This window comes from Vibrio sp. 10N.222.49.C9, assembly GCF_041474985.1.
Taxonomy (GTDB): domain Bacteria; phylum Pseudomonadota; class Gammaproteobacteria; order Enterobacterales; family Vibrionaceae; genus Vibrio; species Vibrio crassostreae_C.
The window spans coordinates 19,562-45,108 of sequence record NZ_JBFRVD010000054.1; the positions used below are offsets into that span (position 1 = coordinate 19,562).

Annotated in this window: 25 protein-coding genes; 7 read left to right on the forward strand and 18 right to left on the reverse strand. The window is 45.3% G+C overall.

Annotated elements, in window-relative coordinates:
- Positions 1-173: 173 nt before the first annotated feature.
- From ftsX to ftsY, 3 genes are all read right to left on the reverse strand, one after another.
- Positions 174-1,142 carry a permease-like cell division protein FtsX gene (gene ftsX, locus AB4585_RS19970; RefSeq protein WP_017061038.1) on the reverse strand — a complete coding sequence of 323 codons (969 nt, stop codon included), beginning with the start codon at positions 1,140-1,142 and terminating at the stop codon, positions 174-176.
- Positions 1,129-1,806, reverse strand: coding sequence for a cell division ATP-binding protein FtsE (gene ftsE / locus AB4585_RS19975; RefSeq protein WP_004736585.1), 678 nt, complete (start codon positions 1,804-1,806; stop codon positions 1,129-1,131). Before ftsE ends, ftsX begins: the two co-directional genes overlap by 14 nt.
- A 78-nt stretch (positions 1,807-1,884) precedes the next feature.
- A complete protein-coding gene (gene ftsY, locus AB4585_RS19980) occupies positions 1,885-3,147 on the reverse strand; it encodes a signal recognition particle-docking protein FtsY (protein WP_104216375.1) in 1,263 nt (420 codons plus the stop codon).
- A 230-nt stretch (positions 3,148-3,377) separates the two neighbouring features.
- Between ftsY and rsmD the strand changes: the two genes are divergently transcribed.
- The gene (gene rsmD / locus AB4585_RS19985) at positions 3,378-3,980 is read left to right on the forward strand and encodes a 16S rRNA (guanine(966)-N(2))-methyltransferase RsmD (RefSeq protein WP_017061036.1); all 603 of its coding nucleotides are present in this window, start codon (positions 3,378-3,380) and stop codon (positions 3,978-3,980) included.
- Positions 3,981-3,990: 10 nt separating this feature from the next.
- Positions 3,991-4,257, forward strand: coding sequence for a DUF1145 domain-containing protein (locus AB4585_RS19990; protein WP_016784000.1), 267 nt, complete (start codon positions 3,991-3,993; stop codon positions 4,255-4,257).
- Positions 4,258-4,337: 80 nt separating this feature from the next.
- On the opposite strand, the gene AB4585_RS19995 is transcribed toward AB4585_RS19990, so the two are convergent.
- The 4 genes from AB4585_RS19995 to AB4585_RS20010 all read right to left on the reverse strand — a co-directional run bounded on the left by AB4585_RS19995 (position 4,338) and on the right by AB4585_RS20010 (position 7,378).
- Complete coding sequence (locus AB4585_RS19995) at positions 4,338-4,922, reverse strand: YhgN family NAAT transporter (RefSeq protein ID WP_017061035.1); 585 nt, start codon at positions 4,920-4,922, stop codon at positions 4,338-4,340.
- Between the two features lie 206 nt (positions 4,923-5,128).
- A complete protein-coding gene (locus AB4585_RS20000; RefSeq protein ID WP_372155529.1) occupies positions 5,129-5,365 on the reverse strand; it encodes a YecH family metal-binding protein in 237 nt (78 codons plus the stop codon).
- A gap of 90 nt (positions 5,366-5,455) precedes the next feature.
- Positions 5,456-6,076 (reverse strand): lysoplasmalogenase, encoded by a 621-nt coding sequence (locus AB4585_RS20005; RefSeq protein ID WP_017061033.1) that lies wholly within the window; start codon positions 6,074-6,076, stop codon positions 5,456-5,458.
- Between the two features lie 927 nt (positions 6,077-7,003).
- Positions 7,004-7,378 carry a hypothetical protein gene (locus AB4585_RS20010; RefSeq protein ID WP_004736595.1) on the reverse strand — a complete coding sequence of 125 codons (375 nt, stop codon included), beginning with the start codon at positions 7,376-7,378 and terminating at the stop codon, positions 7,004-7,006.
- Positions 7,379-7,622: 244 nt separating this feature from the next.
- On the opposite strand from AB4585_RS20010, the gene AB4585_RS20015 reads away from it, so the two are divergent.
- On the forward strand, positions 7,623-7,952 hold the full coding sequence (locus AB4585_RS20015) for a DUF2500 domain-containing protein (RefSeq protein ID WP_372155528.1): 330 nt from the start codon (positions 7,623-7,625) through the stop codon (positions 7,950-7,952).
- A 60-nt stretch (positions 7,953-8,012) separates the two neighbouring features.
- On the opposite strand, the gene AB4585_RS20020 is transcribed toward AB4585_RS20015, so the two are convergent.
- From AB4585_RS20020 to rhtB, 7 genes are all read right to left on the reverse strand, one after another.
- Positions 8,013-9,026, reverse strand: coding sequence for an acyltransferase (locus tag AB4585_RS20020; protein WP_372155527.1), 1,014 nt, complete (start codon positions 9,024-9,026; stop codon positions 8,013-8,015).
- Between the two features lie 169 nt (positions 9,027-9,195).
- Entirely contained in the window at positions 9,196-10,416 is a 1,221-nt protein-coding gene (arsJ, locus tag AB4585_RS20025; protein ID WP_029235838.1) for an organoarsenical effux MFS transporter ArsJ, read from the reverse strand.
- Between the two features lie 96 nt (positions 10,417-10,512).
- Positions 10,513-11,004: a cyclin-dependent kinase inhibitor 3 family protein gene (locus tag AB4585_RS20030; protein ID WP_017061028.1), complete on the reverse strand. Its 492-nt coding sequence runs from the start codon at positions 11,002-11,004 to the stop codon at positions 10,513-10,515.
- Between the two features lie 21 nt (positions 11,005-11,025).
- A complete protein-coding gene (locus AB4585_RS20035; RefSeq protein WP_017061027.1) occupies positions 11,026-12,027 on the reverse strand; it encodes an ArsJ-associated glyceraldehyde-3-phosphate dehydrogenase in 1,002 nt (333 codons plus the stop codon).
- Positions 12,028-12,200: 173 nt separating this feature from the next.
- Positions 12,201-12,542: a metalloregulator ArsR/SmtB family transcription factor gene (locus AB4585_RS20040; protein ID WP_004736602.1), complete on the reverse strand. Its 342-nt coding sequence runs from the start codon at positions 12,540-12,542 to the stop codon at positions 12,201-12,203.
- Positions 12,543-12,641: 99 nt separating this feature from the next.
- On the reverse strand, positions 12,642-13,862 hold the full coding sequence (locus tag AB4585_RS20045; RefSeq protein ID WP_372155526.1) for an EAL and HDOD domain-containing protein: 1,221 nt from the start codon (positions 13,860-13,862) through the stop codon (positions 12,642-12,644).
- 45 nt (positions 13,863-13,907) lie between these two features.
- On the reverse strand, positions 13,908-14,525 hold the full coding sequence (rhtB, locus tag AB4585_RS20050; RefSeq protein WP_017061024.1) for a homoserine/homoserine lactone efflux protein: 618 nt from the start codon (positions 14,523-14,525) through the stop codon (positions 13,908-13,910).
- An 81-nt stretch (positions 14,526-14,606) separates the two neighbouring features.
- Between rhtB and AB4585_RS20055 the strand changes: the two genes are divergently transcribed.
- Positions 14,607-15,587 carry an alpha/beta fold hydrolase gene (locus tag AB4585_RS20055; RefSeq protein WP_372170708.1) on the forward strand — a complete coding sequence of 327 codons (981 nt, stop codon included), beginning with the start codon at positions 14,607-14,609 and terminating at the stop codon, positions 15,585-15,587.
- Between the two features lie 182 nt (positions 15,588-15,769).
- Positions 15,770-16,597 carry a Cof-type HAD-IIB family hydrolase gene (locus AB4585_RS20060; protein WP_017061022.1) on the forward strand — a complete coding sequence of 276 codons (828 nt, stop codon included), beginning with the start codon at positions 15,770-15,772 and terminating at the stop codon, positions 16,595-16,597.
- A gap of 87 nt (positions 16,598-16,684) precedes the next feature.
- Here the strand turns inward: AB4585_RS20060 and AB4585_RS20065 are convergent, their stop codons facing one another.
- Complete coding sequence (locus AB4585_RS20065) at positions 16,685-17,152, reverse strand: EVE domain-containing protein (RefSeq protein WP_017061021.1); 468 nt, start codon at positions 17,150-17,152, stop codon at positions 16,685-16,687.
- A 39-nt stretch (positions 17,153-17,191) separates the two neighbouring features.
- On the opposite strand from AB4585_RS20065, the gene AB4585_RS20070 reads away from it, so the two are divergent.
- Positions 17,192-18,736 carry a COG3650 family protein gene (locus AB4585_RS20070; protein WP_017061020.1) on the forward strand — a complete coding sequence of 515 codons (1,545 nt, stop codon included), beginning with the start codon at positions 17,192-17,194 and terminating at the stop codon, positions 18,734-18,736.
- Positions 18,737-18,738: 2 nt separating this feature from the next.
- Positions 18,739-19,335: a tRNA-uridine aminocarboxypropyltransferase gene (locus AB4585_RS20075; RefSeq protein ID WP_136974433.1), complete on the forward strand. Its 597-nt coding sequence runs from the start codon at positions 18,739-18,741 to the stop codon at positions 19,333-19,335.
- A gap of 145 nt (positions 19,336-19,480) precedes the next feature.
- Here AB4585_RS20075 and AB4585_RS20080 read toward each other — a convergent pair whose 3' ends face one another.
- The 3 genes from AB4585_RS20080 to yigB all read right to left on the reverse strand — a co-directional run bounded on the left by AB4585_RS20080 (position 19,481) and on the right by yigB (position 25,539).
- Positions 19,481-21,961 (reverse strand): EAL domain-containing protein, encoded by a 2,481-nt coding sequence (locus AB4585_RS20080; RefSeq protein WP_372170711.1) that lies wholly within the window; start codon positions 21,959-21,961, stop codon positions 19,481-19,483.
- Between the two features lie 192 nt (positions 21,962-22,153).
- Positions 22,154-24,652, reverse strand: coding sequence for an EAL domain-containing protein (locus tag AB4585_RS20085; protein ID WP_372155524.1), 2,499 nt, complete (start codon positions 24,650-24,652; stop codon positions 22,154-22,156).
- A gap of 170 nt (positions 24,653-24,822) precedes the next feature.
- Entirely contained in the window at positions 24,823-25,539 is a 717-nt protein-coding gene (gene yigB, locus AB4585_RS20090) for a 5-amino-6-(5-phospho-D-ribitylamino)uracil phosphatase YigB (RefSeq protein WP_017096074.1), read from the reverse strand.
- Positions 25,540-25,547 lie beyond the last annotated feature (8 nt).

Here is a 25,547-nt window from a genome sequence, read left to right on the forward strand (position 1 = left end):
TTCCTCATCAATCTCTGATCTGGAGTAATACATCTATTAAAACCCTACAATCTTGAACCTAAAATGAACAGGTTTCAAGGAGGGGGAAGTAATTATGCATAATCAATTCGTCTATACAAGGCAAAAACTGGTTAAGAAGTGCCTATTTTTCGTCTAAATATGACTCTATTCACCTAAACTGGTTCAATTTCTTTTAGGTGACGCTGTGCAGAAAGCTTTGCAGCCACACTACCAAGCAGAGTTCCGACGATCAAAAGCAGTAAAGATTCATCCCAACTCAGGCCAATTAAACGGAAGTGGCTGTCGTATAGCTGAGCCAAATCATCCACCGCGCTGTTCAGCAATACGGTAATCAATGCCGTCATTACCCAAGCGCTAATCGAACCTAAAACGCCAAACCACATCCCAGCATAAAGGTATGGTCGAAGAATGTAGCTGTCGGTCGCACCAATCAGCTTCATGGTTTGAATCTCTTCTTTATGCGCCAACACATTAAATCGTAGTGTATTGCCGATAATCAGAAATACCGCGCCCAGCATCAATACCGTTAAGGTAATCACGATGACAGCCGCTAATGCTTTGATCGCATCTAATCGCGCTAACCAATCTTCGTCTAGGCGAACATCGGTCACTAATTCTTGTTGTTTAACTGTGCCTGCCAGCTCTTTAATTAAGGTATCGCTGTGCACGCTTGGCGTAATCACCAGCACACCTGGCAGTGAATAATCGTCGAGAATGGTTAGGGCGTCTTCAAAACCAGAATACTGGCTGAGGTCTGCAAGCCCTTGCTGCGGAGAAATGTACTCCACGAGCTCAACTTGATCCCAACTTTCGATTTCATCCTTAAGCACCATTACTCGTGGCTCAGGAATACCATCCTCTACATAAGCACTTATTTGTGACGGGCTAGTGACATCTTGCGCCACTTCCCCTACATTTTTACCTAATAGGTACAAACAAGCTGGCATCGCCAACGCCATAGAGATCACCGCAAGGGTCAGTAAGTTGCCTAACGGGCGCTGCCACATTTGCGAGAACGATGACTTGGCTTGTTTCCAGTGAACAACAAAGAAGCCGTCGCTTGAAGCGCGGTTTGCTGCTCGATTAGATTGAGGTTTTTTGATGCGCTTATTCGCGGCCATAGTCTTCAACCTCACTCAAAAATCCTTGGTTTAATTCAAGATGGCGGTACTGAGGGCGAGTGTTCACTAACCCGATATCATGCGTCGCTAGGATGATCGTCACACCTGCGCGGTTGAATTCTTCAAATAATCGCAACACACGGTTAGATAATTCAGGGTCTAGATTACCGGTAGGCTCATCGGCTAAAAGCAGAGTTGGACGGTTAACCACGGCGCGAGCAATACCCACGCGTTGTTGTTCACCACCAGAAAGTTGGCTTGGCAAACAACGGGCTTTATCTAATAAACCGGTTTTATCCAACGCAGCACTGACTCGGCGTTTTATTTCGTTTTCAGAAATAGATTCAATACGCATAGGCAGAGCGACGTTATCGAAAATCGAACGGTCCATCAGCAGGCGATGGTCTTGAAAAACAATCCCAATATTACGGCGTAAGAAAGGAATGTCTTTGGCTGGGATACGAGTGATATCGTGATCGTTGAACCAGACACGTCCATCAGTTGGACGCTCTATCGCGCAGATCAACTTCAGCAAGGTACTTTTACCAGCCCCAGAGTGCCCACCCAAAAAAGCCATCTCTCCACGTTTCAGGTGAAAGTCCACTTTTTGGAGCGCTTGTCTTCCACCTCGGTAGGCTTTACTCACTTGCTGAAATTTGATCACCGAAAATTCCTCTTACGATCACTAATATCAAATTTAAAAACGGTAGCAGATTAAGGATAAACCACTTTGCTACTCGCGTTACTCTTCGCGGCTAAATAGTGCTTCAATGAAGTCTTTAGATTCAAATGGACGCAGGTCATCAATACCTTCACCCACACCAATGTAGCGGATTGGAATCTGGAACTGGTCAGCAATTGAGAAAATTACACCACCTTTCGCCGTACCATCTAGCTTAGTCAGTGTAATACCCGTAACTGGAGCCACTTCACTGAACAACTTCGCTTGGCTGATAGCGTTCTGACCTGTACCTGCATCGAGCGTTAGCATGATTTCGTGTGGCGCAGAGTCATCAATCTTCTTCATTACACGAACGATCTTGCGTAGCTCTTCCATCAGGTTGCTCTTGTTCTGCAAACGACCGGCTGTATCAGCAATCACAACATCAACACCACGAGCCTTCGCTGCTTCAATCGCATCGTAGATAACAGACGCACTGTCCGCACCAGTGTGTTGAGCGATAACTGGCACATCGTTACGCTGACCCCAAACCTGAAGCTGTTCAACGGCTGCAGCACGGAAGGTATCACCCGCTGCTAGCATCACTTTCTTGCCTTCATTTTGGAATTGTTTCGCCAGCTTACCGATCGTAGTTGTCTTACCTACACCGTTCACACCCACCATTAAGATAACGTAAGGTGTTTTAGTGGTATCAACAACCAGTGGCTGTTCCACTTGGCTTAAGATGTCTGCCATCTCTTCTTTGAGCAGACCATAAAGCGCTTCACCGTCTTTTAGGTCATTGCGAGATGCTTTTTCTGTCAGGTTTTCAATGATCTTAACCGTGGTATTCATACCCACGTCAGCAATCAGAAGTTGCTCTTCTAGCTCTTCAAACAGGTCTTCATCGATTTGCTTGCCTTTGAACAGACCAAAGAAACCAGCACCGATGTTTGCTTTAGTGCGGCTTAGGCTGCGCTTAAGACGAGCAAAGAAGCTTTCTGTCGGCTTCTCTTGTACTTCTTCAACCTTAGCTTGAGGAACTGCCACTTCTTCCTGTTCTGCTTCTGCTTCTGCTTCTGCCTCTGCTTCTGCTTCTGCTTCTGCTTCTGCTTCTGCTGCGACAGGTTGCTGCTCTTGTTGAGCTTCTTCAAGCGCTTGCTCAGATTCAGTTGGCTTAACTTGTTCAGCTTCAGGCGCGACCTGTTCAGCCTCAACTTGTGATTCAACTTCAGTTTGATCTTCAACGCTTTCTACGTTCGCTTCATTCTGAGTTTTTGGGCTTTGTTCTTCTTCACCAAAACCAAGCCACGATAATAATCCGCGCTTCTTTTTTTCCGTCATCAGAGGAGTTTCCTAGATCTACTAATTAGCTGTATTGACTTAATACACGTCGACTCTTTGCTATTGTTATACAATACAAGCTTGTACAAACGAATAGTAAAGAAAAATGACAAAGCAGTGATAAGTTTGCTTTTAGCTTGATACACTTTGTCATTGCAAATTTATTTAATACACGAACCCACTTAAATTGGGCTCGGTATAGTATCACTTTATTAGCGGTCAAAAAATCTATGGTAAGACGTCGCCAGCAAAACACATCACAAAAAAAGCCATCCGGAGGCTTTGTTCGAATTATTAGTGGCTCATGGAGAGGTAGAAAGCTGCCTGTTCATGATTTAGAAGGATTACGCCCAACCATTGACCGAGTAAAAGAAACACTCTTTAACTGGGTGGCTCAAGATATCCCACATTCAACTTGCTTGGATGTATTTGCCGGTTCTGGCGGTCTAGGTTTTGAAGCAGCTTCTCGCCAAGCCAAAATGGTGACACTGCTCGAAATGAATCAAAAGGCGGCTAAACAGCTTTCTGATAACGCGAAAGAGCTCAAGGCAGACAACATTAATGTCGTGAATACTGATGCTATCTCTTTCCTTAAGAAACCAGGCACTCCTTACGATATGGTTTTCCTTGATCCACCATTTCGCAAAGGCTTACTGGCAGAAACAGTACAACTGCTTGAGAGTAACGGTTGGCTTGCAGACAATGCCATCATTTACGTCGAGACAGAGAAAGAACTGAAACTCGAAGCTATGCCAGAGAACTGGGAATTGCATCGCGATAAGACCACCGGACAGTCAAGCTACCGACTGTTCAATCGAATTACTGAAGAATAGGAGTTATTGAATGAAGTTCTTGCTTCCACTAGCAAAAGCAGCCATCGCCTTTGTTTGGTTTATCTTGATCGTAAATATTTTCTACCCGTTCCCGGGTAATGCTGCGATTGCGCTTTATATCATGACAGCATTCTTGTTCTTCATGCACGGCCTGCAGATGCTGATTTTCATCGGTGCTTTCGGCGACAAGATCGAGATGTCACGTTGGGAGAAGTGGTCAATATTGATTTTCGGAGTCTTTGCCCTACTCGATATCCGTCGTAAGCACATGATGTAATCGAAATAAAAACCGAAGAAACAGATACAAAAACGCCGCTCAGTAGAGCGGCGTTTTTTTATTGAGTAATGGTAGCAACACTAGCCCATGTAGCCCTTCACGCCATCCAAGAACATTTGAGTCGATAGCATCACAAGTAACAAGCCCATCAAGCGCTCGATGGCTTTAAGCCCTCTCTCACCTAGTACTCGTAGGAAGAAGCCATTAAACATCAGAATGAAGAAGGTAGCGCCCCAAGCCAGCATCACAGCCGCTGAAAGCTCTAACATGTTGTCTGGATGCTGGGTCGACAGCAGAATCAGTGCAGCAATCACTGACGGACCTGCAATCATAGGAATCGCCATCGGCACAATAAACGGCTCTTCACCCGCCGCAAGGCCAGTAATGCTGCCTGCGCTTGGGAAAATCATCTTAATCGCGATGATAAATAGAATGATACCGCCAGAAATACTCAAGGTTTCAGGCTGTACGTGCAGGAAGTTCATGATGCTTTGACCCGCAAATAAGAACAGCAGCAAGATAACCAGTGCGAACATCAGCTCACGAATCAGAACAATACGGCGACGCTTCGGGTCAATATGCTTAAGGATAGAGAGCACGATTGGCAAGTTGCCAAGCGGGTCCATGATAAGAAACAGCATGGTTGCTGCAGATAAGATTTCCATAAGTTTGTCTCGAAAAGCGTAAGTGCGCGGAGTATAGCAGCCTCAACATTGATTTTCGAACGCAGTGATAAGCGGGTTAACTGATGCTTTTAAAAGGGGATGCTATAAGAAGGCAAATTAGCGAAAGCAGATTGAAAGGTAATGAAAAGAGTGGAGCCGAAACATGCACCCACTCTTTATTCACGAATAAAACAAGCCACTAAGAATTAGTGATTACACACACGTTCGCGGTTAGTGCAAAGCTTATCATCGACAACGACAACCTTTTCCATCTTCAAGAAAAACTTCAACAGGCTATCTAAATCCAGACCATTGAGCTTACAAGTATAGAAGCGAGCTTCTTCGCCATAGGTTTGAGCAAGCGCTAATGTTAGCTCTTCGCGAGTCAGTGGCTTTTCACTAAGCAGGTTTAAAACGTTGTGTGCGTGAATTTCAGTCGTCATAACTCAATCTCATGTTTAATGAATTACACGTAGAGTACCGAGTTTTAGCAACGCCGTTTTGATGTAGCTCAGGCTTGAGAGAGCTCTACCCTAAATAGTAATCGATGCGACGATGAATGCGTGTGCGAGAAAGTAACTGCCCGTTACCCAAAAGTAAGCGCCCTTGATTGGGCTGCGGTAACTGTTTAGCGCATAAGCTAAGGCCGAAAGGAGCAGCACGCTACAGCCAGCAAAACCGACCGCGTGTGATAACTGAGGATCCAGCAGCCAAACCTCACCAGAAGCCCATGCTAACTGAATAAGCACAATGCCCATGATGACCACGGGAAAAACGAGTTTGTCTAAGCGTGGCAGCAGTAAAAAGAAAGCAACAACGCAAGCTGCCAATAACAGCGCGAACAACCACCAAACCATTTCACCTGATAGCTGTAACCAAAAAGCTTTGCTGTAACAGAGTTGAGCCAATAAGAAGCAGACAAAATGCAGAGGGCGTTTTTGAGTGAGAGTATGAAGCACATCTGCGATCGCAGAGATAGCCAACCCCGCAACTATCCAATAGGTAAAGTCAGCCACAACCGACTGAGTTAAAGCAATTGTCGCTAATAATACAAAGGTAAATACCTTATACGATAAGGCCTGACCGATATGTCCATGTTTCGTTCCTGCTATTGCTCCGATACCAGATAAGGAAACCGCTAACCAACTCCACATACCACTTGCCCTATTGCTTTAAATCGTCGCCAGTCTAGGCACACGAGTGTTGATGTAAAGCCTCAGCCCCTCAAAATTGGATCTTGATTACGCTTCCACTAAAAAGAGTCTCTTTAGATTGAAGTCGTAACAATTACCACCATGACAATGGCCATTCGTTTAAAACTAGAACGAATCATCATAAAACCCATTCAAACTGGCATTAGAGTCGCCATACTTGAATTTTGGCCAATTCTAACCTATCGACCCCACCAAAACCGGCCTAATTCCGTCAAATACCACACTTAAAAAATTAAAATAACCACATTTAAAGTAAATAATAACAATAACTTAAATAAACAAACTCAAGATTAATAGGAAAATAAAAACGCCAACCAAGCCTAGACTTGTAAAGTAGCCAGTTTTCTTTTTTAATGCCCAGTTTTGTCAGGTTATTTCAAGCCTCCGGTAAAAATCGCCACAAAAACCAAGCCGAAAACTTAAAAAACCAACCAAAACCAACCTAGCCACCACCAACCTCTATTAATACAGTTTAACAACCTTTAACAATATAAATTACACAAAACAACCATTACAAAACAACAAGTTAAATCAAATCAGAACAAACATAAATCACAACGAACAAATTAAGAACACACCATAAAACACAGTTAAACACTGCCAAACAAGCCAAAAACTCATAGTTTTCTACTACTTTTAAAGCTTTCGAAAGTAATTCTTGATCTAAGGCCATAAGTAGTGCTATTCTTTAAAACATAGCGAGAGACAACCAAATTTAGGAGTAGTGTTATGATTTCATCTTCGCAAAGACAAGGACTTGTAATGATCGCGGTAGTTGTAGGTCTAATGACACTACCGATGATGTACTAAGCAAGTTACAGATAAAAAAAGGGACGCCATGAGCGTCCCTTTTTTTGTTCAATTTTTTCACTTCGAAAACAGATGCAGTGTTAGCACATCCCAGTTCGCATAATAGAAACCTGCGGCAGCTAAAGTCATTGCCATCATCAGTAAGATCGCAACTCGCCAGATAAAACGACCACTACGTGGAGTCAGCTCCTTCTCACAGTCGTTACACATCATGATGAACTTATGTTGGTCTTCCAACTTAGCCTCATGTTCATTGACTACCTTATTACGACACGTTGCGATATAGCGCAGCTTGCTCACCATATCGTGCGGTAGCCTTTCTTCACAGCTTGTTACAAGCTCATGCAATCCTTCGCCTTCGGCATGATATTGAAGCCTCAATAATTTCTCTATATTGCGAGTTCTTGTCACCACTTTTTCAATATCGGTCATCTTAGCCCTCCCACTCCACACTATAATTCTAGTCGAGCATTTCCCTATTCTTATACAAAATCACTGTTATTTACGAGAGAAAGAGACAATAAATAACAATGCTTTATCCCAAACTGACCATTAAATGTGATGTCTGCCGAAAAATAATCAGCTTGGCTTACAACAGTTCACGAATAACGGCTTTAAACACATATCCCTATTGCCTGAAAGACTAGAATAACCATCACGACTACATGGAGGTTATATGCCTAATTCACTCTTTTTTGCCATCTTTGCTCTCGCTGCTCTAGCGGCTTGGGTATTTATTGGTTTCTATCGAAAACACATGCAAGGCGAGAACGCACCAGAAAAGAAAGTGAACGTCACGGTATTAGATAAACAATCCATCGACCTTCCTGATGCAGAACCAGGTCAAGAAGACCAAGAGTATTGGATTTATGTTCAACGTGGTGTGGTTGGTCCGAAGCGAGAATTCCAAGTCGGCATCCACTATTTCCACGCCCTTAACCCTGGCGACAAAGGAACCTTAACCTACCAAGGCGATAAGTTCTTACACTTTGCGTTGAAGCGCTAAACGTCAGCCGCTTCAACTGTCGTCCCTAAGCAATCCATCAGAAAGCCTTAGCAATCACCGCTAAGGCAATAACCAACGCGTTTTCTCTGACTTAGACACCAACCAGCTCATCCATAATGCGCCAGCTCCGCTGATCACAATCCATAATGGAATAAACCATGCCGGATGTCCTTGGTACCAACCAAACTCTTTCATCGGCCACAAGAAAATCGGGTGCAGCAGGTAAATACCTAAGCTGTGCTTACTGATAAAGCCAACCACTTGGTTACTCTTCTCAGACAGGCCTTCACCATAGTAACGGCATACCATGAACACCATGCTCGCGGCTAATACGGTATTCAACGTTTTGTAAGATAGCCAGCGCCCTACCGTGTACTCTTCTGCTACCAAGCTTGCATCAACCACCATGTAAACCGTGGTTAGTAACGCTAGCCCACCCAGTAACACACTCACGCCAACGGTCATCTTGTTAAGTGGCACAATCTTATACAGCAAGTAACCCAATGGTAAGTAACCGGTGTACAACCACAATTCGTGACTCCAAGGGCCATCGATTTTCAGTAAGAACAGCAATGTTGTGAACAACCATACCGCCGTAAAGGCATAGACCGATCTATCACCGTACTTTCTAACCATGATCTGCAAGAACGGAATCACAAAATAGAGTGGGATGAAGTAATAGAAGAAACCAAGGTGGTAATAGGTGTAATGATGGTAGCTATTAAGCAACACGTCCCAACTGACGTCGGCATCAAAGCCCATTGCCGACCAGCCCGACAGATAGGTATAGAAAAGCGACCAGACAATGAAAGGTATCAGTACCTTGCCCAAACGACGCTTGAGGTAGTATTTGGCGTCAAACGGGCGCTGATCACTGAGCATCAGTGCGCCAGTAATCAAAATGAACACAGGTACTGCCCAGCGGCTGAAACCGTTTACCGTAATGGCAGTAAGCCATTCACCAAAAGGAATAGTGCCCAACTCATTGCGATAAGGCGCCAAAACATGAATCGCGATAACCGCTACGGCCGCGACACATCGTGCTAAATCAAAAAAGAGAATTCGCTGCTTCATGTAAATGCCTGATTAATATTCAATCATTCTACTATAGCAATAAAAAAGCTGACCGGAATAAATACCAAGTCAGCTTAGTGTTAAAGGAGATACTTATCGCGAATTTAGCTCATACGACTCTAGCTTCTGCGACTTGAGCTCTCACAAATGAGGCTCATGTGGCTGAAGCTTATGCCGCTGAAATTTGCGGCACTTTCGGTAAACGCAGAGAGATCACCGTCGTTATCGCCAAGAATGCGAAGGAAACCCACAGACACGCAGACAAACCTGCCATTTGGAATACCAAGCCCGACAATATCGTGCCAATCAAACGGCCCATCGCGTTTGCCATGTAGTAGAAACCGACATCAAGAGAAACGCCATCGCCTTTCGCATAACTCACAATCAAATATGAGTGAAGTGATGAGTTCACCGCAAAGATGACACCAAACACCATCAAGCCACCGATAATAACTAACTCGGGTTGCCAGCCAATCTGTACCGCATAAGCGATAGCAGCGGTCACTATAGCCAGCGCACCAGCCCATAACAGCGCGGCATGGCCATCTGGCACCTTACCTTGAGCTTTACCAGTAATCTTCGGCGCTATGCCCTGTACAAAGCCATAAGCGATAGTCCAAGCAGCTAAGAAACCGCCAACCCATGAGTGATCCCAACCAAACACACTGCCTAGGTAAATCGGCAAAGCAATCACAAACCACACATCACGAGCGCCAAACAGGAACATACGTGCTGCGGATAGGATGTTGATGGATTCAGACTTAGAGAAGATCTGTTTGAACTTAGGCTTGGTTTTCGCTTTGCCCATGTCCGCTTCTAAGCTCAACACACTGCCAACGAAGACCAATGCCAACACGGCTGCCATCGCGAGCACGGCGTATTGGAAGCCAATCGTTGAAAGCAGTAAACCACCAATAAAGAAGCCTGCCCCTTTAAGCGCATTCTTAGATCCGGTCAGAATCGCAATCCACTTATAAAGCGCGCCTTGTTGTTCATCAGGAACCAGAGTCTTAATTGAGCTCTTGGCACTCATCTTATTGAGGTCTTTAGCGATACCAGACAAGGCTTGCGCCGCCATGACCCAAGGAATGGTCAGCATTGCCGTTGGCACCGCGAGCATACCCAAGGCGACGACTTGCATGCCTAACCCAATGTTCATGGTCTTATTGAGGCCAAGACGCGCCCCTAACCAGCCACCGATTAGGTTAGTCACCACACCAAAGAATTCATAGAAAAGGAACAGTGAGGCGATTTCTAACGAACTGTAGCCAAGGTCGTAAAAATACAGAACCACCAACATGCGAAGTGCACCATCAGTAATGGTGAAGTTCCAGTAGTTAAAAGTCACCAACATGTATTGGCGAACGCTCTTACTTAGATTTGAAAACATAACGCTATCTCTGCAATCTAAACAAAAAGAGCTTTTGGATCATGATAAGTTCAACACTCCAGATACCAAAAGCTCCCTGTCTAACACTGATGACTATTAGCTATTCGCTACGCCATTAATGTATTCAACCTGGATAGGTTTAGTGAAGGCACCTGGACGCAGTGCCTGCACCTCTTGAACTACCTTGCTCAAATCCCAGCCTTTTTCTAACAGTAGGTGAGCTGCGAACAAACCAGTGCGACCAGAGCCGCCCATACAATGCATTGCAACCTTGCCGCCGTTATCGACGATGTTATGTAGCTCAGGGCTAGCTGCTTGCCACTTCGCAGCAAAACCAGCACCCGGTGCACAGTCGTCTTCAATTTCGATCTGGAACCATTGCATACCTAACGCACGTGTTTTTTCACCAAGTGCCGCCACGTCTTTGCTTGCAAGCTCATGGTCATCAAGTGCTGTCACGATAGCTTCAACGCCTTGCTCTTTTAGCTGAGCCAGTGATGCATCAAGCGTTGCTTCTTTTGTGCCTGGGCACGGAGTAAGCACTAGCGCACCTTGCTCTAGGTCTAGTTGCCATGTTGGATGTATCATTATATCTTCTCCAGATTCTTATTAAGCAAGGCCAACGGTACGAACAAGCTCAGCGGTACGTGTTGCGTAACCCATCTCATTGTCGTACCAAGCGTAGATCTTAACCATGCGCTTACCGACCAACATCGTTGATAGTGCATCCACGATTGTTGAGCGTTGGTCGCCTTTGTAATCGATAGAAACCAGTGGACGCTCTTCAAAGCCAAGAATACCTTTTAGTTCATTCTGAGACGCTTCTTTCAGCATCGCGTTAACTTCTTCTGCCGTGGTGTCTTGCTTCACTTCGAAGATGATGTCTGTCAGAGAAGCGTTCGCTAGCGGTACACGAACTGCGTGGCCGTTGATGCGGTTTTCTAGCTCAGGGAAGATCTCAACAATCGCTTTGGCGCTGCCCGTCGTTGTTGGGATAAGACTCATGCCACATGCACGTGCGCGGCGTAAGTCTTTGTGCGGCGCATCAAGAATAGTTTGCGTGTTAGTTAAATCGTGAATAGTGGTGAAGGCTGCGTTCTCGATACCAAGCTTCTCGTTGATCACCTTAACCACTGGCGCGATACAGTTCGTTGTACAAGACGCTGCCGTTACGATTTTGTGTACCGCAGGGTCGAAGATATTGTCATTCACACCAACAACGATGTTTGCGATGCCTTCTTCTTTCACTGGCGCCGATACCACAACACGTTTCACGCCCTGCTCTAGGTATTTGTTTAGGAAAGAGGTCTTACGGTGAACACCTGTCGCTTCGATAACCACATCACAACCAGACCAGTCGATCGCATCGATGTCGCGCTCTTGTGTGGTCTTGATGCGCTGGCCATTAATGATCATCTCATCGCCTTCTGCAGTTACTTCGTGGTGAAAGCGACCTTGAACTGAATCAAATTCTAGAAGGTGGGCCAGTGTTGTTGTGTCGCCAGCAACATCGTTAATTTGAACAAATTCTAGCTCATCCCAATCGAATGCTGCGCGAAGTGCTAGACGGCCGATACGACCAAAACCATTAATACCTACTTTGACTGTCATTTTCTGTTCTCTCAGTTAATTGCCTTCATATTTGAAGCCGCAGCGTTGTTGACTACGTTCACTTACCGGATCGCCAGCCTCCCTAATCACATAGAGCCACTATGCCCATAGGGATAAGTTCACTTGTCGCCTAGCTGCAACTCCAACTATTTCGGCATTAAGTTTTAATGTATTTAAACGCAACATACTGGGCGTGAGTTCATCGACTCTAAGCGCTCAATATCTTGCTGGTATTCAGTTTTCAAACAGTTCGATGCGATAAGGTCGTCAATTAACTTTAGCATCCAACCTGGTAAATCTTGTGACAGGCGGTAAAACACCCACTGCCCCTGGCGAACATCAGTCAAAATGCCATTTGAACGCAACTGCGCAAGATGGCGTGAAACCTTTGGCTGACTTTCTTGCAATGCCTGAGTCAACTCACCAACCGATAAGCACTCATTGCGAACTATCAACATTAAGCAACGCACTCGCGTTTCATCGGACAGTAATTTAAAAAATTGGTGAGGAAGCATAAATACATACTCATATATGGATATGCATATATATTAGATATAAAAAAACGCACGTCAAGGCGTGCGTTATAATTGTCATAAAAGTTTAACGAAGATAAATCAGAGCTGATTGGTTACGTTATGACTCCAGCGTCGAGCTTCGGTGAGCTCAGTTTTAACCTGTTCCACACTCAATCCTAAATGAGCACAGTGCTCATCCATCTGCTGCCAATCGGCATGTTCAAAGCTCTCTTCAAGGGCCAGCAAGGTTCCATATGGCCCTTCTCTACGTAGCAGAGCCACCTTGATACTTTTACACAAAGGCAGTTGCTCAACTAAATTCTCTAACGACAAGTCGAGCAGCGCATCAAGCAACGAGAACAAACCAATCATAAAGGCTTGCTCGGCATGCCCTTCAAATGCCTGATAACGAGACATACGTTGGCAGAACTGAGCTCGCTGAAGCGATAAGCCATACAGCTCTTTAGGCTTTTTATCGGACACATAAGAGGCGACGGCTAACGAGACAAACATTTTCAGTTTCTCTTGACCTAGATATACCAAAGCCTGACGAAAAGAAGAGATGGTAACTTCAAGGCGCGGCGACATAGTATTCACAAAACGCAGCAGCTTATATGAGAGAGCCACATCTTTCGCGACAATGCTCTCCACCCGTTGAAAGTCCACATCGGGCTTACACACTTCTTGAAACAGCTCCATAGCAATCACTTGCTCAGGGCTAATGTATTTACTCTTGATGATTTCCGGTTTATTGAAAAAGTAACCTTGGAAAAACTTAAAGCCAGCCTCTTTGGCTTGCTGGAATTCTTGTTCGGTCTCAACGCGCTCCGCCAAAAAGCTAAACTTTTTCCCTTGATGCGCCCTAACCAAATCACACGCTTCATCCAAACCCATCTGCATAATATCGAGCTTTACGATATGCGTGTATTTAAGGAAACGTTCCCATTCTGGGGTCGAAGTAAAATCATCTAGGGCAATCATGTAACCCGCTTGGTAAAGGTCTTTAACCGCTTCCAACAATTCATCTGTTGGTTTACAGGTTTCCAGAATCTCTACCACCACCTTATCTTTCGGCAAACTTAAGGGCAGTCGACGAATCAAACTTTGATAAGGGAAGTTGATAAAGCAGCGTGAAGATGGAATAGAAGGGTTAAGACCAACAGACAAGAAGTTCTCAACAATCAGACGATACGTTGCTCGATTAGACTCAATATGCGCTGGGTACGCATTCTTTTCTCCATCGCGAAATAACAACTCATAGCCGAGTGTATTCCTCTTGCGATTTAAGATAGGTTGTCGAGCAACGTATGTAGCGGTCATTTCTTGATAACTCTGATTGGTTTAACTATAACTCAGTCGCTTAATCTAAGCTTTCGCGGCAGCTAGCAAAGCACCGCAGCCCATGAACATACCACCAAATATTTTATTTATCTTACCCATTATGCGATCAGAGCGAATAAAACGTCCCATTTGTGACGCTAATGAGGTGTAACCCAACATAACAACGCTATCAATGAATACTGTCGTCACACCTAGCACTAATAACTGAGGTGCTTGAGGTTGTGTAGGGTCAATAAACTGAGGAAACAAAGCCACCAAAAACACGATTGATTTCGGGTTAGTTAGGTTGATAAGCACAGCGTTTCTCAGCAGTTTGCCACTCGACAGAGTAGAGCTTTCTTCAGATGCTACTAGGCTCGAGCTATCACGCCACTTTTGAATACCTAACCAAAGTAAGTACACCACGCCGACCCACTTAATGATGGTGAACGCCAACGCAGACTTAGCAACGAGTGCACCGATACCCGCGCCCACCAGCATAATGTGAAACGCAAGACCAAGCTGTAAGCCAACAATTGATGCGAGTGACTTTTTAGTGCCATAGCTAAGCCCATTACTGATTGAGTTAACGGTACCCGAGCCCGGAGCCAAGCTAAACAAAATCGCTGTGACAACATAAGCAAGCCAAACATGAGTATCCATTTGCATTTCCTTACTAGTTCTTTAATCTAACAACATTAGTAGCAATAAAGCTCTCACACGCATCAGTTCAGGTAATTTCCCATGGAAAACCACAGCAAAGCCACCTTCCCTTACACTCAAGAACCTCAGTTCGATCATGCGATTAAACACCCGATCAACGCTCTTTGGCAACAAAGAAAAGAGGGGTTTTTAACATCGTCTGGTAAAAAGAAACTGTACTGGTGCAGCCTCACCTCAGAAAAGCACAGCAAAGCTATTGTGATTTCAAATGGCCGTATCGAATGCTGCCAAAAATACCAAGAAATCTTTTATGATTTTTATCAACAAGGCTATGACGTTTATTCATTTGACCACCAAGGTCAAGGCCAGTCTGAACGTATGGTAACAGACTCTGACATTGGTCACATTCATGAGTTTGATGATTATGAATCTGACATGTCTGACGTCATTGCCAGTTTTGATCTCAGTAAGTATTCCAATCGCTACCTGCTCGCACACTCAATGGGCAGCACCATAGCCACTCGCTACCTACAAACCCATCCAGACCACCCGTTTGATAAGGTGACTCTGTGCGCTCCGATGTTTGGTATCAATACCGAGTGGTACCTGAAACCTATCGCGATGATCGTTGGACAAGTGCTTACCGCTTTTTATGCCAAGCCAACTTACGCGCCGGGCCAGCAAGCATATTATTCGAAGCCTTTTGAAAACAACTTACTGAGCCACAGTAAGGTTCGCTATCAGTGGTTCCGCCGCTTATATGACGAGTCTCCATCTTTGCAGGTGGGTGGACCAAGCACGCGTTGGGTGTGGCAAGGGTTAATGGCCGCCAAGCAAGCAATTCAACAAACTCGTCAAATCAAGATCCCTCTGCTATTGATTCAAGCTGGGGATGAAAAGATTGTCAGTAACAGTGCTCAAGTAAAGTTCATCTCTAAGCTGAAGAAAACCAACTCTGATTGTCAGTTTAAGTTGATTGAGGGTTCTAGGCATGAGGTGTTGTTTGAGCAGGATGAATATCGCAATCAAACACTGGATGCGATCAATCAGTTTTTCGCCTAGAGCTAATAGGCTAAGCAACCTACCAAGAAAATAAGCGCTAAAGAGGAAGAGAAGTAAGTGAGCTTTGCCCTCTTTTCTTGCATGAATTTGGCATACAATTTCTACCTAGAGATATTGTAGTTAAAACGATTCTAGCGCTGGCTAGCGTCAATATTGGTTAAGCATTTTGCAATGAGGGTTAAATGAGTATTCCTGCACTAAAAGATTCCGTGAAAATTGTTGCTTCTGATTTAGATGGTACGCTTTTGGCTCCCAACCATCAGCTAAGCGACTTTACCAAGCTAACGCTTAAGAAATTACACGACCAAGGTTATACCTTCATCTTCGCTACGGGTCGTCACCACGTCGATGTGGCGGGTATTCGTCAGATAGCAGGTATTCCGGCGTACATGATCACTTCAAACGGTGCACGCGTGCATGACCAAAACGATCAACTGATGTATAGCCAGAACGTACCTCAGGAACTCGTTCAGCCAGTTATTGATATTGTGCGCCAAGATCCAAACCTCTTTATTCACATGTACCAGAATGAAGATTGGTTACTAGACCGTGAAGATGAAATGTTGGCTAAATTCCACAGTGAGTCTGGCTTTAGCTACAAGCGCTTTGAAGCTGAAAACGCACCAAGCGAAGGCATCGCGAAAGTCTTCTTCACACATCCAGAACAAGACCACGAATATCTCGTCACGTTTGAACAAAAGCTAAGAGATGCTTTTGGCGACAAACTGAACATCGCCTTCTCTACACCTTGGTGTCTGGAAGTGATGGCAGCTGAAGTCTCTAAAGGCCACGCTCTAGACGCTGTTGCAAAATCACTAAACCTGACTCTGGATAACTGTGTTGCCTTTGGTGATGGCATGAACGACGCTGAAATGCTGGCTATGGCGGGTAAAGGTCTAATCATGGGTACATCACATGAGAAAGTGATGAAAGCACTACCTGACAATGAAGTGATTGGCAGTAACGCAGACGATGCCGTTGCTCACTACCTAGAAAAGCATCTGCTCTAATCTCGCTCGTTGAACAGATCTGAATAAATAAAAAGGCAGCCAACTGGCTGCCTTTTTTGAACCTTACGTAAAAAGCTCTCTCTAACGCTATCGAGAACCTAACACTTCTTTGCTTAAGATTGCCTGCCACTCTTGTTCGGTAACCGGCATGATCGATAAGCGATTACCGCGTTTCACCAAGGGCATTTCGGAGAGTTCAGGCATGGCTTTAAGCGTAACCAAAGGAATCAAGCGCTCAGTCACTCGCACAAACTCGACATCCACCATGATCCAGCGTGGGTTATCGGGTGAAGACTTAGGATCGTAGTAATCACTCTCAGGGTCGAACTGAAAGTGGTCTGGGTAGGCTTCTCTGGTTACTTTAGCGATCCCCGCTACGCCAACTTTTTTACATGATGAGTGGTATATCATCACCAGATCGCCAAGCTTGACGTCATCACGCATCATGTTTCGAGCCTGATAGTTGCGTACACCCTCCCAACAAGAGGTTTTTTGTACTCTAAGAGTCTGAATAGAGAAGGTGTCGGGTTCTGTTTTAAATAACCAATATGCCATAATAAATCCAATTAACGGTTGCTCCGAGGAAGATATAACATGAAGGTAATGAAAAACCCAGTGACATGGCTAGTCGCGTTCGCTCTACAAGGCTGTGTTACGGCACCTGATACGCCGCAACAACCTGAACAGCCCCCAGCAAACTTGGATGAGCCACTGAGCATTCAACCGCAAACCTTCATCATGCGTGGTCAGGTGGTGGTTGGCCATGAAAGCCGAACCTTCACTCCTTGCGGTAGCCAACAACAATACTGGTTAGACTTATCTCCAGAGTTAGCGTTAGAAGCACAAGGGCTCTCAACGAGACCTTACCAAGCCTTATATGGCGAGCTGATTGGTCACCTAACCGTGCCGAGCCAAACGGGTTATAACGCAGATTTCACAGCGCGTTTCGTGGTTGACCAAGTGAACATCCTAACCGCAGAGAACCCAGATCGCTGCGTCCAACCGCTGCGCTCAACACGAGTATTTGGTAATGAACCCTTCTGGTCAGCAACCTTCGATAAAGACCAGCTGAAATACACCAAGATGGGCGAACAGCCACAGACCCTCGATATTGAATCAAGCCGCACCACATCGAGCAGCCGTGACTACCAATTAGAAGGTAAAGCTGCACAAGGCAAACTCAACCTTACGAAAGAGAGCTGTAGCGACGGCATGAGCGATTCTATCTATGGATGGCATGCCAAGCTTAACCTCAATGACAGTAACTACAATGGCTGTGCGACGGTCTCTAACCAAGATCCAACGCTGGACTGGAGCGGACTCTACTTCGCTAGCTCAACGCAAAACTCAGGGTTCTCTATCAACCTTGAACTCAACAATGACCACAGTGCTATCACGACTTATTCATACAGCAATGGAGACCCTTCTATTGTTGAACAAGGCTTCTGGCAGCAACTGAACCAAAATCAGGTACAAGTGGTTATGACTCGCCACCAGCAACAATATTTGATCTCCGAGCGCATCTTCACACTCGATAATGGCAAGCTAATCGCTGAAAAAGAGAAAGTGGGCAACGTGGTGTATCCGATTGCCAATGGCGGTCTGGTGCTATTCGAAGCTAAGAGTGCGCAAGCACAAGTAAACACCACCACTAACGTTGATCTAACCGCAAAGCAGGTGAACTCCAGCGATCAACTTGATCCAAAAGTCGACCAAGCGATCCGCGAATACTTTAAGATCAACAACAGCTCACCTGACGACACTAAATACCGCTGGTTAACCTACGACCTCAACGGCGACGGTAAAGAAGAGCTGTTCGCCCAACTCGATTGGTGTGGTTCTGGTGGCTGTACACTGCTAATTTTCGAAAACCATCAAGATAACTGGCGCTTCAATAGCCGAGTGACACTGGTTAAGGGCGACATACGCTTAGGTAAATCGCAAAACCACGGCTGGCAGGATCTGATCTTCAATGTCAGTGGCGGCGGTGCAACACCGGCGAAACACACACTTTCATACTCTGGTGTCAGCTACCCGCTAAACCCAAGTGTCGCTCCAGTTGCAGATGATGCTGATATCAGCGACGTGGTTTTGTTTGCTGATGGTATCTCACCCGCACAAAGTGGAGTTAAGTTGTAAACATGAGTAACCAACAAGCTTGCCATGGTTGTAGCTTCACTCACCAATGTATTTGTCACCTGATACCTAGTGTCGCAAGCCAAATCGATCTTGTACTGCTCACTCATGAGAATGAACTGTCACGCGATACCAATACAGGGAAGCTGCTTCAGCAATCCCTTGATCAGTGTCAGTCCGTTGTATGGCAAAGGAAAACACCACCAGCGGAGCTCATCGCACTGCTTGACGATGAAACACGACAACCGTTTCTTTTATTCCCAAGTGATCAAAGTGTCGAGTGCCAGCAAGCTGTAATGACCCAAGCCCAGAGCCGTAAGCCGCTATTCATCATCTTGGATGGCACATGGCAAGAAGCGAAGAAGATGCTTAACAAGAGCTCGTGGTTACAAGCCGTTCCGCAAGTTCACCTCGATATTACCAGCGAATCTTCATACACCTTGCGCCGCAACCAAGACAGTGGCCATTTGTGTACTTGTGAAGTGGGTATTGAGTTACTCAAATCTTTAGGTGAAAGTGAATCTGCCAAGCTCATTGATGACTACTACCAGCATTATCTAAAAGTGTTCCACGCCGACAAGTGTGGCCACGCCCTCAAATAGACCAAGCAGGCGCGCGGGAAGGTAAAAACACATTTCGGGACGAGACAGACACTAAAAACAAAAAGGGTGAGCCATAAGCTCACCCTTTTTACATCGTATTTTCGTTATTGAGCCAACCAGTGTTTCACGTGAAACGCTCGCTCCATCAAAACAAACGCTGAGGTTGACCAAAGTAATACCCTTGCAAGTAATCGACCCCCATGTCTTCAGCAATACGGCACACCTGCTCATTATGAACGAACTCCGCCACCGTCTTAGCATTCAGAATCTGGCATAAGCTCACCAACTGCTGAGCGATCTTGCGCTGCTTTTTATCTTTATCAATATTGCGAATCAAACTGCCATCAAGCTTGATCACCTGTGGTTCTAGCTTCAATATCTCATCAATGTTCGAATAGCCCGAACCAAAGTCATCAACAATAATATTCACACCAAGATCGCGGAAGTGATTACACACCTCAATCAAGCGACCGTAATCCTGAATTTGTTCCGTTTCTAACACCTCCAAGCCAATACGCTGTGGGTGACTGATTTTCTTGATCGCTTGTTCAAGGTGAAGAATGGTTTTCTCATTGCTGAAATCTTGTGGCGCTAAATTAATTGAGAACGAATCGGTTCGCTGACTCATAAAATCGAAGGTGCGCGTTATCATCTGACGACTGAGGCGTGTATAGAGATGGGTTCCTTCAATGATTGGCAAGAACTTACCCGGTGCAATTAACTGACCGTCCTCTTCAATTCGAACCAAACACTCGTAGCTCTCTACCTGATGACTGTGTGCTGAAACTATGGGCTGAGAGCACGCCACAATATTCTGATTAAGCACCGCGCGACTCACGCACGACAGCCAACCAAGTTGCTCTTGGCGATGCTTCTCCAATTGAATGAGTGCCTTGGCGCTCACTAGGTGCTTGTTCTGGCTGACAGCGCTGCGCCTCGCATCAATCGCCTTCAACAATAAGTCATCAATAGAGGTAGTCGGGAAATCTCGACGGCTGGCGATACCCGCACAGATAGACACCGACAAGTAATCAATATCGGGTAAACCGGTAGGCTCAAAATTCACATGCTCGGTTTGATCGGCAAATTCCGAGAATCGCTGATGAATATGTTCTTGGCTCGCCCAGCTATCGAACACCACTGCCCACTCACCAATACCGATACTGTAGAGCTGACATCCCTCATCAAAGAACTGCCACAGCGCCTTTTGAAAATACTCACTCAAGTCATGCAGAAGCTTGTCACCCACTCGATAGCCGTACTTTTCATTGATCTGACCAAAGGTCGTGACCTTCAAAGCTAACAAGTGGCTATCACTGCTCATCTTCGACAGCTTCTCACGCAATACACTTCGATTAGGCAAGCCAGTACGGTGATCAATTCGGCAGCTCGCAGTTAACGCGGTGGCTTGTTGCTGAATCTTACTCGCCATGCTGTTGTTCATGTCATCGACATCAAGCAGTGCATTTCGGATCAATGAAAACAGAGGGGATATATTGGTCGCGGGTTGTGTATCTAATGGCAATACTACCTTACCCTCGCCTTCTCTTAATGCGAGGTAAGTAAGGCTATGGTGCAAGATTCGCTGTTGGTCATTCTCTTGATAGAGTTCTCCCATGCAGTACACGCCATAGCTGTCGGCCAGCTTCTGGAAAACCTCAACCTCTTGGTTGCCATCAATAAAGTCGATGCGAGAGATACAGTTATAGATAAAAAACTGTTCCGGCTTATGAGAGGCAAGCTGTTGAACCCCCAGTCGGACCTGCTCCAGGGTCAATGAGGGATGGTCATAACAAAACCGGACCTCATCACCCACTTGGAATTGGCCACTGAACTCTATCTCTCCATATTCCGTCACCTTGAGCGGTAAGTGAATCCTTTGCTCTTTCGGATCACCAACCATCAAAGGAAAATTATGCAGTTGCTCAAAAGGCAATTCAAGGCCATCAGCGAGGTAACGATTGTAGAGCTCACGAACAGGTATACCATCCAATTCAACCAACCAGTTATCTTGGGCTCCTGTCACTCTGAAAGTCCGGCCAATAGGGTTCCATTCAGTGAAATAACCTTTAGTGATGGATAGCTCTGCACTGTGCAGCGCCAACATCACATAGGCATTTTCATAGCAAATACCGTTTAGCATCACCCATCGTCCATTATCTGTGATGGTCGATGCACCGCCACAGATAGGTAATAAATATCTCGACTGCTCAAACGCTGAAAATAGAACTCGGTTATTTATCTGCAAGCGGTCTGCGAAACAGATGATGCTTTGAGTATTATCATTGCACTCAAGCTGTTGCCACATAGCGTGGCTATCGACCAATGGTTGCTCGCTATATTCGACAACACCACAAGAGTAAGACGTCGCGTCAAAGCGGGTAACAATCAGATAAAGACCTTGGTGCAGGATGACGCCTTGGCTGATGTAGTGGTTAGCACTGCAACCAATCAGTTTGGCATTGGGGAAAGTCGATTGAATCACTTGGCAGGCAGCCGCAACAGAACCTTTCTCGAAAGACGAAAACACCTGAATTAGTAGGTTTTCGTGTTGATGAAAATCTATCTTTTCCAATTCACGTTGGGTTTGCTCAATGTCTTGTATCAGGAGAGAAGTCGACTGCATATTCACATTAATCGCTAGGTTAATGATTTATTATTGTGCTTATTATAGATAAGGCTTGCACGGAATACTTACAATCGTCTTATAAATAATGTGACGTTAGTTAGACATCACTTATTCCACCACAAAGCAGACATCAATGGTGATTGAGCATTTTCGAAACCAGCCGGCATGATAATCCATGAGTTTTAATAACTAAAACAATCGCTTAGGCTCACCAAAGTAATAACCCTGCAGATAATCGACACCCATTTGTTCTGCTATCTCACAAACCTGTTGGTTATGGACAAATTCAGCAACCGTCTTAGCATTGAACACTTGGCATAAGCGAACCAACTGAGAAGCGATATTTCTTTGTTTTTGGTCTTTGTCGATATTACGAATCAAGCTACCGTCGAGCTTAATAATCTGTGGCTCAAGCTTAATGATCTCATCAATATTGGAGTAACCAGAGCCAAAATCATCAACAATGATTCTCGCCCCGAGTGCACGGAAGTGATCACACACCTCTATCATGCGGCCATAATCCTTGATTTGCTCAGATTCCAAAACCTCTAAGCCAAGTCGAGTGGGATCGTTCATACCACTGATCGCAGCCTCGAGTACCTCAAGCGTCTTGTCACTCAACAAATCTTGTGGGGATAGATTGATAGAGAACGAACTCTGTTTATCCGCCATATAACCGATAGTGCTCTTAATCATATGTCGACTAAGGCGTGTGTAGAGGTGCGTGTCGGCAATGATAGGTAAGAACTTTCCTGGTGCCACAATAGTACCGTCCGACTCCATGATTCTGACTAAACACTCTTGGCCAATCATTTCGTGAGTGCCCGATTCCACAATCGGCTGAGAGTAGGTAATGATGTTCTGATCTAAAATCGCACGGCTCACACAGCTCAACCAACCGAGCTGCTCTTTGCGGTCCTCTTCGCTCACCTGAATGTCTTTGGCATTGGTGATGTGGGTATTGTTCCGCACCCCATAACGTCGAGCTTCGATCGCTTTCAATAAGATCTCGTCACCGCTGTCGGTTAAGAAATCACAACGACTAGCAAAGCCGCCACACAGAGAAACTGACAGGTAATCAATATCAGCCAAACCATACGGCTCAAAATTTATGTGTTCGATGTCATCGGCAAACTCAACGAAACCTTCTTTTATTTTTGTACTACCAACACTGGCGTTAAAGATAATCGCCCACTCTCCGACCCCAATACTGAACAGCTCAACCTTCACGCGAGGCTCCTTCACGACACGAAGCTGCAATCGCTCAATAAAGTGATTAGACAGGTCAAGCAGTAACTGGTCACCCACCTGATAGCCGTATTTTTCGTTAACTTGATGGAAATTCGTGAGCTTTAACGTGAGTAAGTGTTCACTAAATAGAATCGTATTGAGGCGCTCCTTCAGTACAATACGGTTCGGTAAGCCAGTGCGTGAGTCAATGCGATAGCTCTCGGTTAAGCGACGCGCTTGTTGATGGAGTTTTTTCTCCATCTGGGTATTCATACTGTCAAGATCAGCGACTGCATTTCTGACCAAGTTAAGCAATGGCGACACTGTTGAGCCACACTGAAAATCTTCACAACGAAACTCTTTAACCTCGTCAGACTCGCGCATAGCGATATAAGTCAGGCTGTGGTGCAGTATCTCTTGGCGGTCTTCATTGCGGTATAGCTCACCCATGCAGTAGGCACCACATGTATTCACTATCCCTTCAAATGGCTTAAGCTCAAGTTTACTGTCGATAAACTCAAGTCGAGATACACAGTTATAAATGATCACCGACTCAGGCTGATGCATGGCTAGCATCTCGGCACCGTGACGCACCTTTTCAGCGCTCAAAGAGGGGTGGTTATAACAAAACTGCGCCTCTTCACCGACATGCCAAGGGCTATCAAACTCGATACTGCCATCATCATTAATGCGTAGAGGTGTTGAAATACCCTTCTTTCTGCCAAGTTCTCGATAAAGTGGAAAGCTCATCAGTTGGCTAAAAGGAAGGTCTTTGCCATCCGCAAGGTAATGTTTGAATACTTCAATCGCCGGCTTGTCATTCAACGCGTATAAGCGATTTCCGACCGCATGTGTGACTCGCAGTTTCATCCCAATCGGGTTCCACTCAGAGTACGCATCCGACCAAACCTTCAATCTTGGGTTAGTCAGAGCCACAGCAACACAGGCATGCTGGTAGGTTTGCTCGTTATACATAACCCAACGGCCAAATTCATTCTCATGGCACAGTCCACCAGCAATCGGCAATGCGTAAGGCAGGTTTTCAAAAGCGCTATAGATAGGGTAATCACGCCCTTCGACCTGATCGCACAAACTGATGACCGTTTTGGTGCCTTCGGTAAGGTGCAGTTGCAAAGCTAAGTCTTGGCTATCTTGATTTGGATTCCCCGTAAAAGGCTGGACTGCCGAGGTTAGATGGGTTTCGTTGAACTCACTGATGATGACTAAGGTACATGCACTTTCAAGGCAATTATCACAGATAACATGACGAGCACTCTGGCCAATTAGGGTGGCATTGCTTAGGCGATTGAGAGCAACACTCGCGATTCGACGAGCCACATCAGAAGATTGGGCAGAGAAAAGTTGAATAAGATATTGTTTGCTGTCACACCACTCTCGCTGATCAAATTGAGATTTAAATAGCTCCTCAGTATTTGCGAGAAATGTAAATGTTTGCATGCCAACCCTTGATCGAAATAGAGTGAAGTGAAGAACCCGCAACCACTGCTATGACTGAAATGAATCGATAAAAAGTAGTCGCCAATTATCCTAGCCTAAACAGGCATTTAATTGCGACTAATGTAACAATTCAATATCATAAATGCGACACAATAAGCTTACAGAAGTCTTTAAATTAGTCGCATAAGATCGCTAAGTTGCTCTATTTCAACATCAGGCAGCACACTCGCCTTCGAAGAGAGGTATAAATTGGAACCAATGTCATTAAACCAGCATGCTTGGAAGCCATTTTGCTTAGCTCCGTAAACATCCGTTCTAAGATGATCGCCGACATGAAGAATGTTGATGGCATCAACACCTAAGTATTGCTGCGCTTTATCAAACATATCTGGGTAGGGTTTTGCTCTACCGTTTGGGCCAGCTTTAAGAATTCGTTGAAAATACTGCCCTAAGCCAATTTTATGTGGATCGACATTGCCATTGGTAATCGCAACCAAAGGAATGCGTTGGCTAAGTTCTGCCATCACTCGATGCGTTTCTTGAGGAACATCGACTTGATTGCGCAACCACAAAGCATGTTCTATCCCCTCACGAGCCGCCTGTTCAGCTTGCTGCTGAGAGTAGCCCAACTGCAGTAAGCCACTCTTAATCTGTGTTTCACGCCAAACGGTAACATCATGCTTTAAAGCTGGGTTTTCAGAGGCGACTTGCTGCTTAATGCCCTGCCACTCTTCAAGCGATAAAGAAGCCGACACTGGGTGCTTTTGGTAAAGCCACTGCGCCATCTCTTTTTCTACCTTCATGATCACAGGCCAGTTGTCATACAGGGTGTCATCCAAGTCAAAGGTCATGGCTTTGATGGGCTTCAACCCTCGATAAATTCGCATAGTAAAAC

Bases quoted from the DNA above. Each gene is read 5' to 3' on its own strand.
- AB4585_RS20060 (WP_017061022.1), top strand. From the start codon at position 15,770: ATGAGTATTCCTGCACTAAAAGATTCCGTGAAAATTGTTGCTTCTGAT.
- rsmD (WP_017061036.1), top strand. From the start codon at position 3,378: ATGGTAAGACGTCGCCAGCAAAACACATCACAAAAAAAGCCATCCGGA.
- AB4585_RS20035 (WP_017061027.1), bottom strand. From the start codon at position 12,027: ATGACAGTCAAAGTAGGTATTAATGGTTTTGGTCGTATCGGCCGTCTA.
- ftsX (WP_017061038.1), bottom strand. From the start codon at position 1,142: ATGGCCGCGAATAAGCGCATCAAAAAACCTCAATCTAATCGAGCAGCA.
- AB4585_RS20020 (WP_372155527.1), bottom strand. From the start codon at position 9,026: ATGAAGCAGCGAATTCTCTTTTTTGATTTAGCACGATGTGTCGCGGCC.
- rhtB (WP_017061024.1), bottom strand. From the start codon at position 14,525: ATGGATACTCATGTTTGGCTTGCTTATGTTGTCACAGCGATTTTGTTT.
- AB4585_RS20055 (WP_372170708.1), top strand. From the start codon at position 14,607: ATGGAAAACCACAGCAAAGCCACCTTCCCTTACACTCAAGAACCTCAG.
- AB4585_RS20080 (WP_372170711.1), bottom strand. From the start codon at position 21,961: ATGCAGTCGACTTCTCTCCTGATACAAGACATTGAGCAAACCCAACGT.
- arsJ (WP_029235838.1), bottom strand. From the start codon at position 10,416: ATGTTTTCAAATCTAAGTAAGAGCGTTCGCCAATACATGTTGGTGACT.
- AB4585_RS20070 (WP_017061020.1), top strand. From the start codon at position 17,192: ATGAAGGTAATGAAAAACCCAGTGACATGGCTAGTCGCGTTCGCTCTA.
- AB4585_RS20040 (WP_004736602.1), bottom strand. From the start codon at position 12,542: ATGCTTCCTCACCAATTTTTTAAATTACTGTCCGATGAAACGCGAGTG.
- AB4585_RS20010 (WP_004736595.1), bottom strand. From the start codon at position 7,378: ATGACCGATATTGAAAAAGTGGTGACAAGAACTCGCAATATAGAGAAA.
- AB4585_RS20075 (WP_136974433.1), top strand. From the start codon at position 18,739: ATGAGTAACCAACAAGCTTGCCATGGTTGTAGCTTCACTCACCAATGT.
- AB4585_RS20030 (WP_017061028.1), bottom strand. From the start codon at position 11,004: ATGATACATCCAACATGGCAACTAGACCTAGAGCAAGGTGCGCTAGTG.
- AB4585_RS20000 (WP_372155529.1), bottom strand. From the start codon at position 5,365: ATGACGACTGAAATTCACGCACACAACGTTTTAAACCTGCTTAGTGAA.
- AB4585_RS20065 (WP_017061021.1), bottom strand. From the start codon at position 17,152: ATGGCATATTGGTTATTTAAAACAGAACCCGACACCTTCTCTATTCAG.
- ftsY (WP_104216375.1), bottom strand. From the start codon at position 3,147: ATGACGGAAAAAAAGAAGCGCGGATTATTATCGTGGCTTGGTTTTGGT.
- AB4585_RS19990 (WP_016784000.1), top strand. From the start codon at position 3,991: ATGAAGTTCTTGCTTCCACTAGCAAAAGCAGCCATCGCCTTTGTTTGG.
- AB4585_RS20045 (WP_372155526.1), bottom strand. From the start codon at position 13,862: ATGACCGCTACATACGTTGCTCGACAACCTATCTTAAATCGCAAGAGG.
- AB4585_RS19995 (WP_017061035.1), bottom strand. From the start codon at position 4,922: ATGGAAATCTTATCTGCAGCAACCATGCTGTTTCTTATCATGGACCCG.
- AB4585_RS20085 (WP_372155524.1), bottom strand. From the start codon at position 24,652: ATGCAAACATTTACATTTCTCGCAAATACTGAGGAGCTATTTAAATCT.
- AB4585_RS20015 (WP_372155528.1), top strand. From the start codon at position 7,623: ATGCCTAATTCACTCTTTTTTGCCATCTTTGCTCTCGCTGCTCTAGCG.
- yigB (WP_017096074.1), bottom strand. From the start codon at position 25,539: ATGCGAATTTATCGAGGGTTGAAGCCCATCAAAGCCATGACCTTTGAC.
- AB4585_RS20005 (WP_017061033.1), bottom strand. From the start codon at position 6,076: ATGTGGAGTTGGTTAGCGGTTTCCTTATCTGGTATCGGAGCAATAGCA.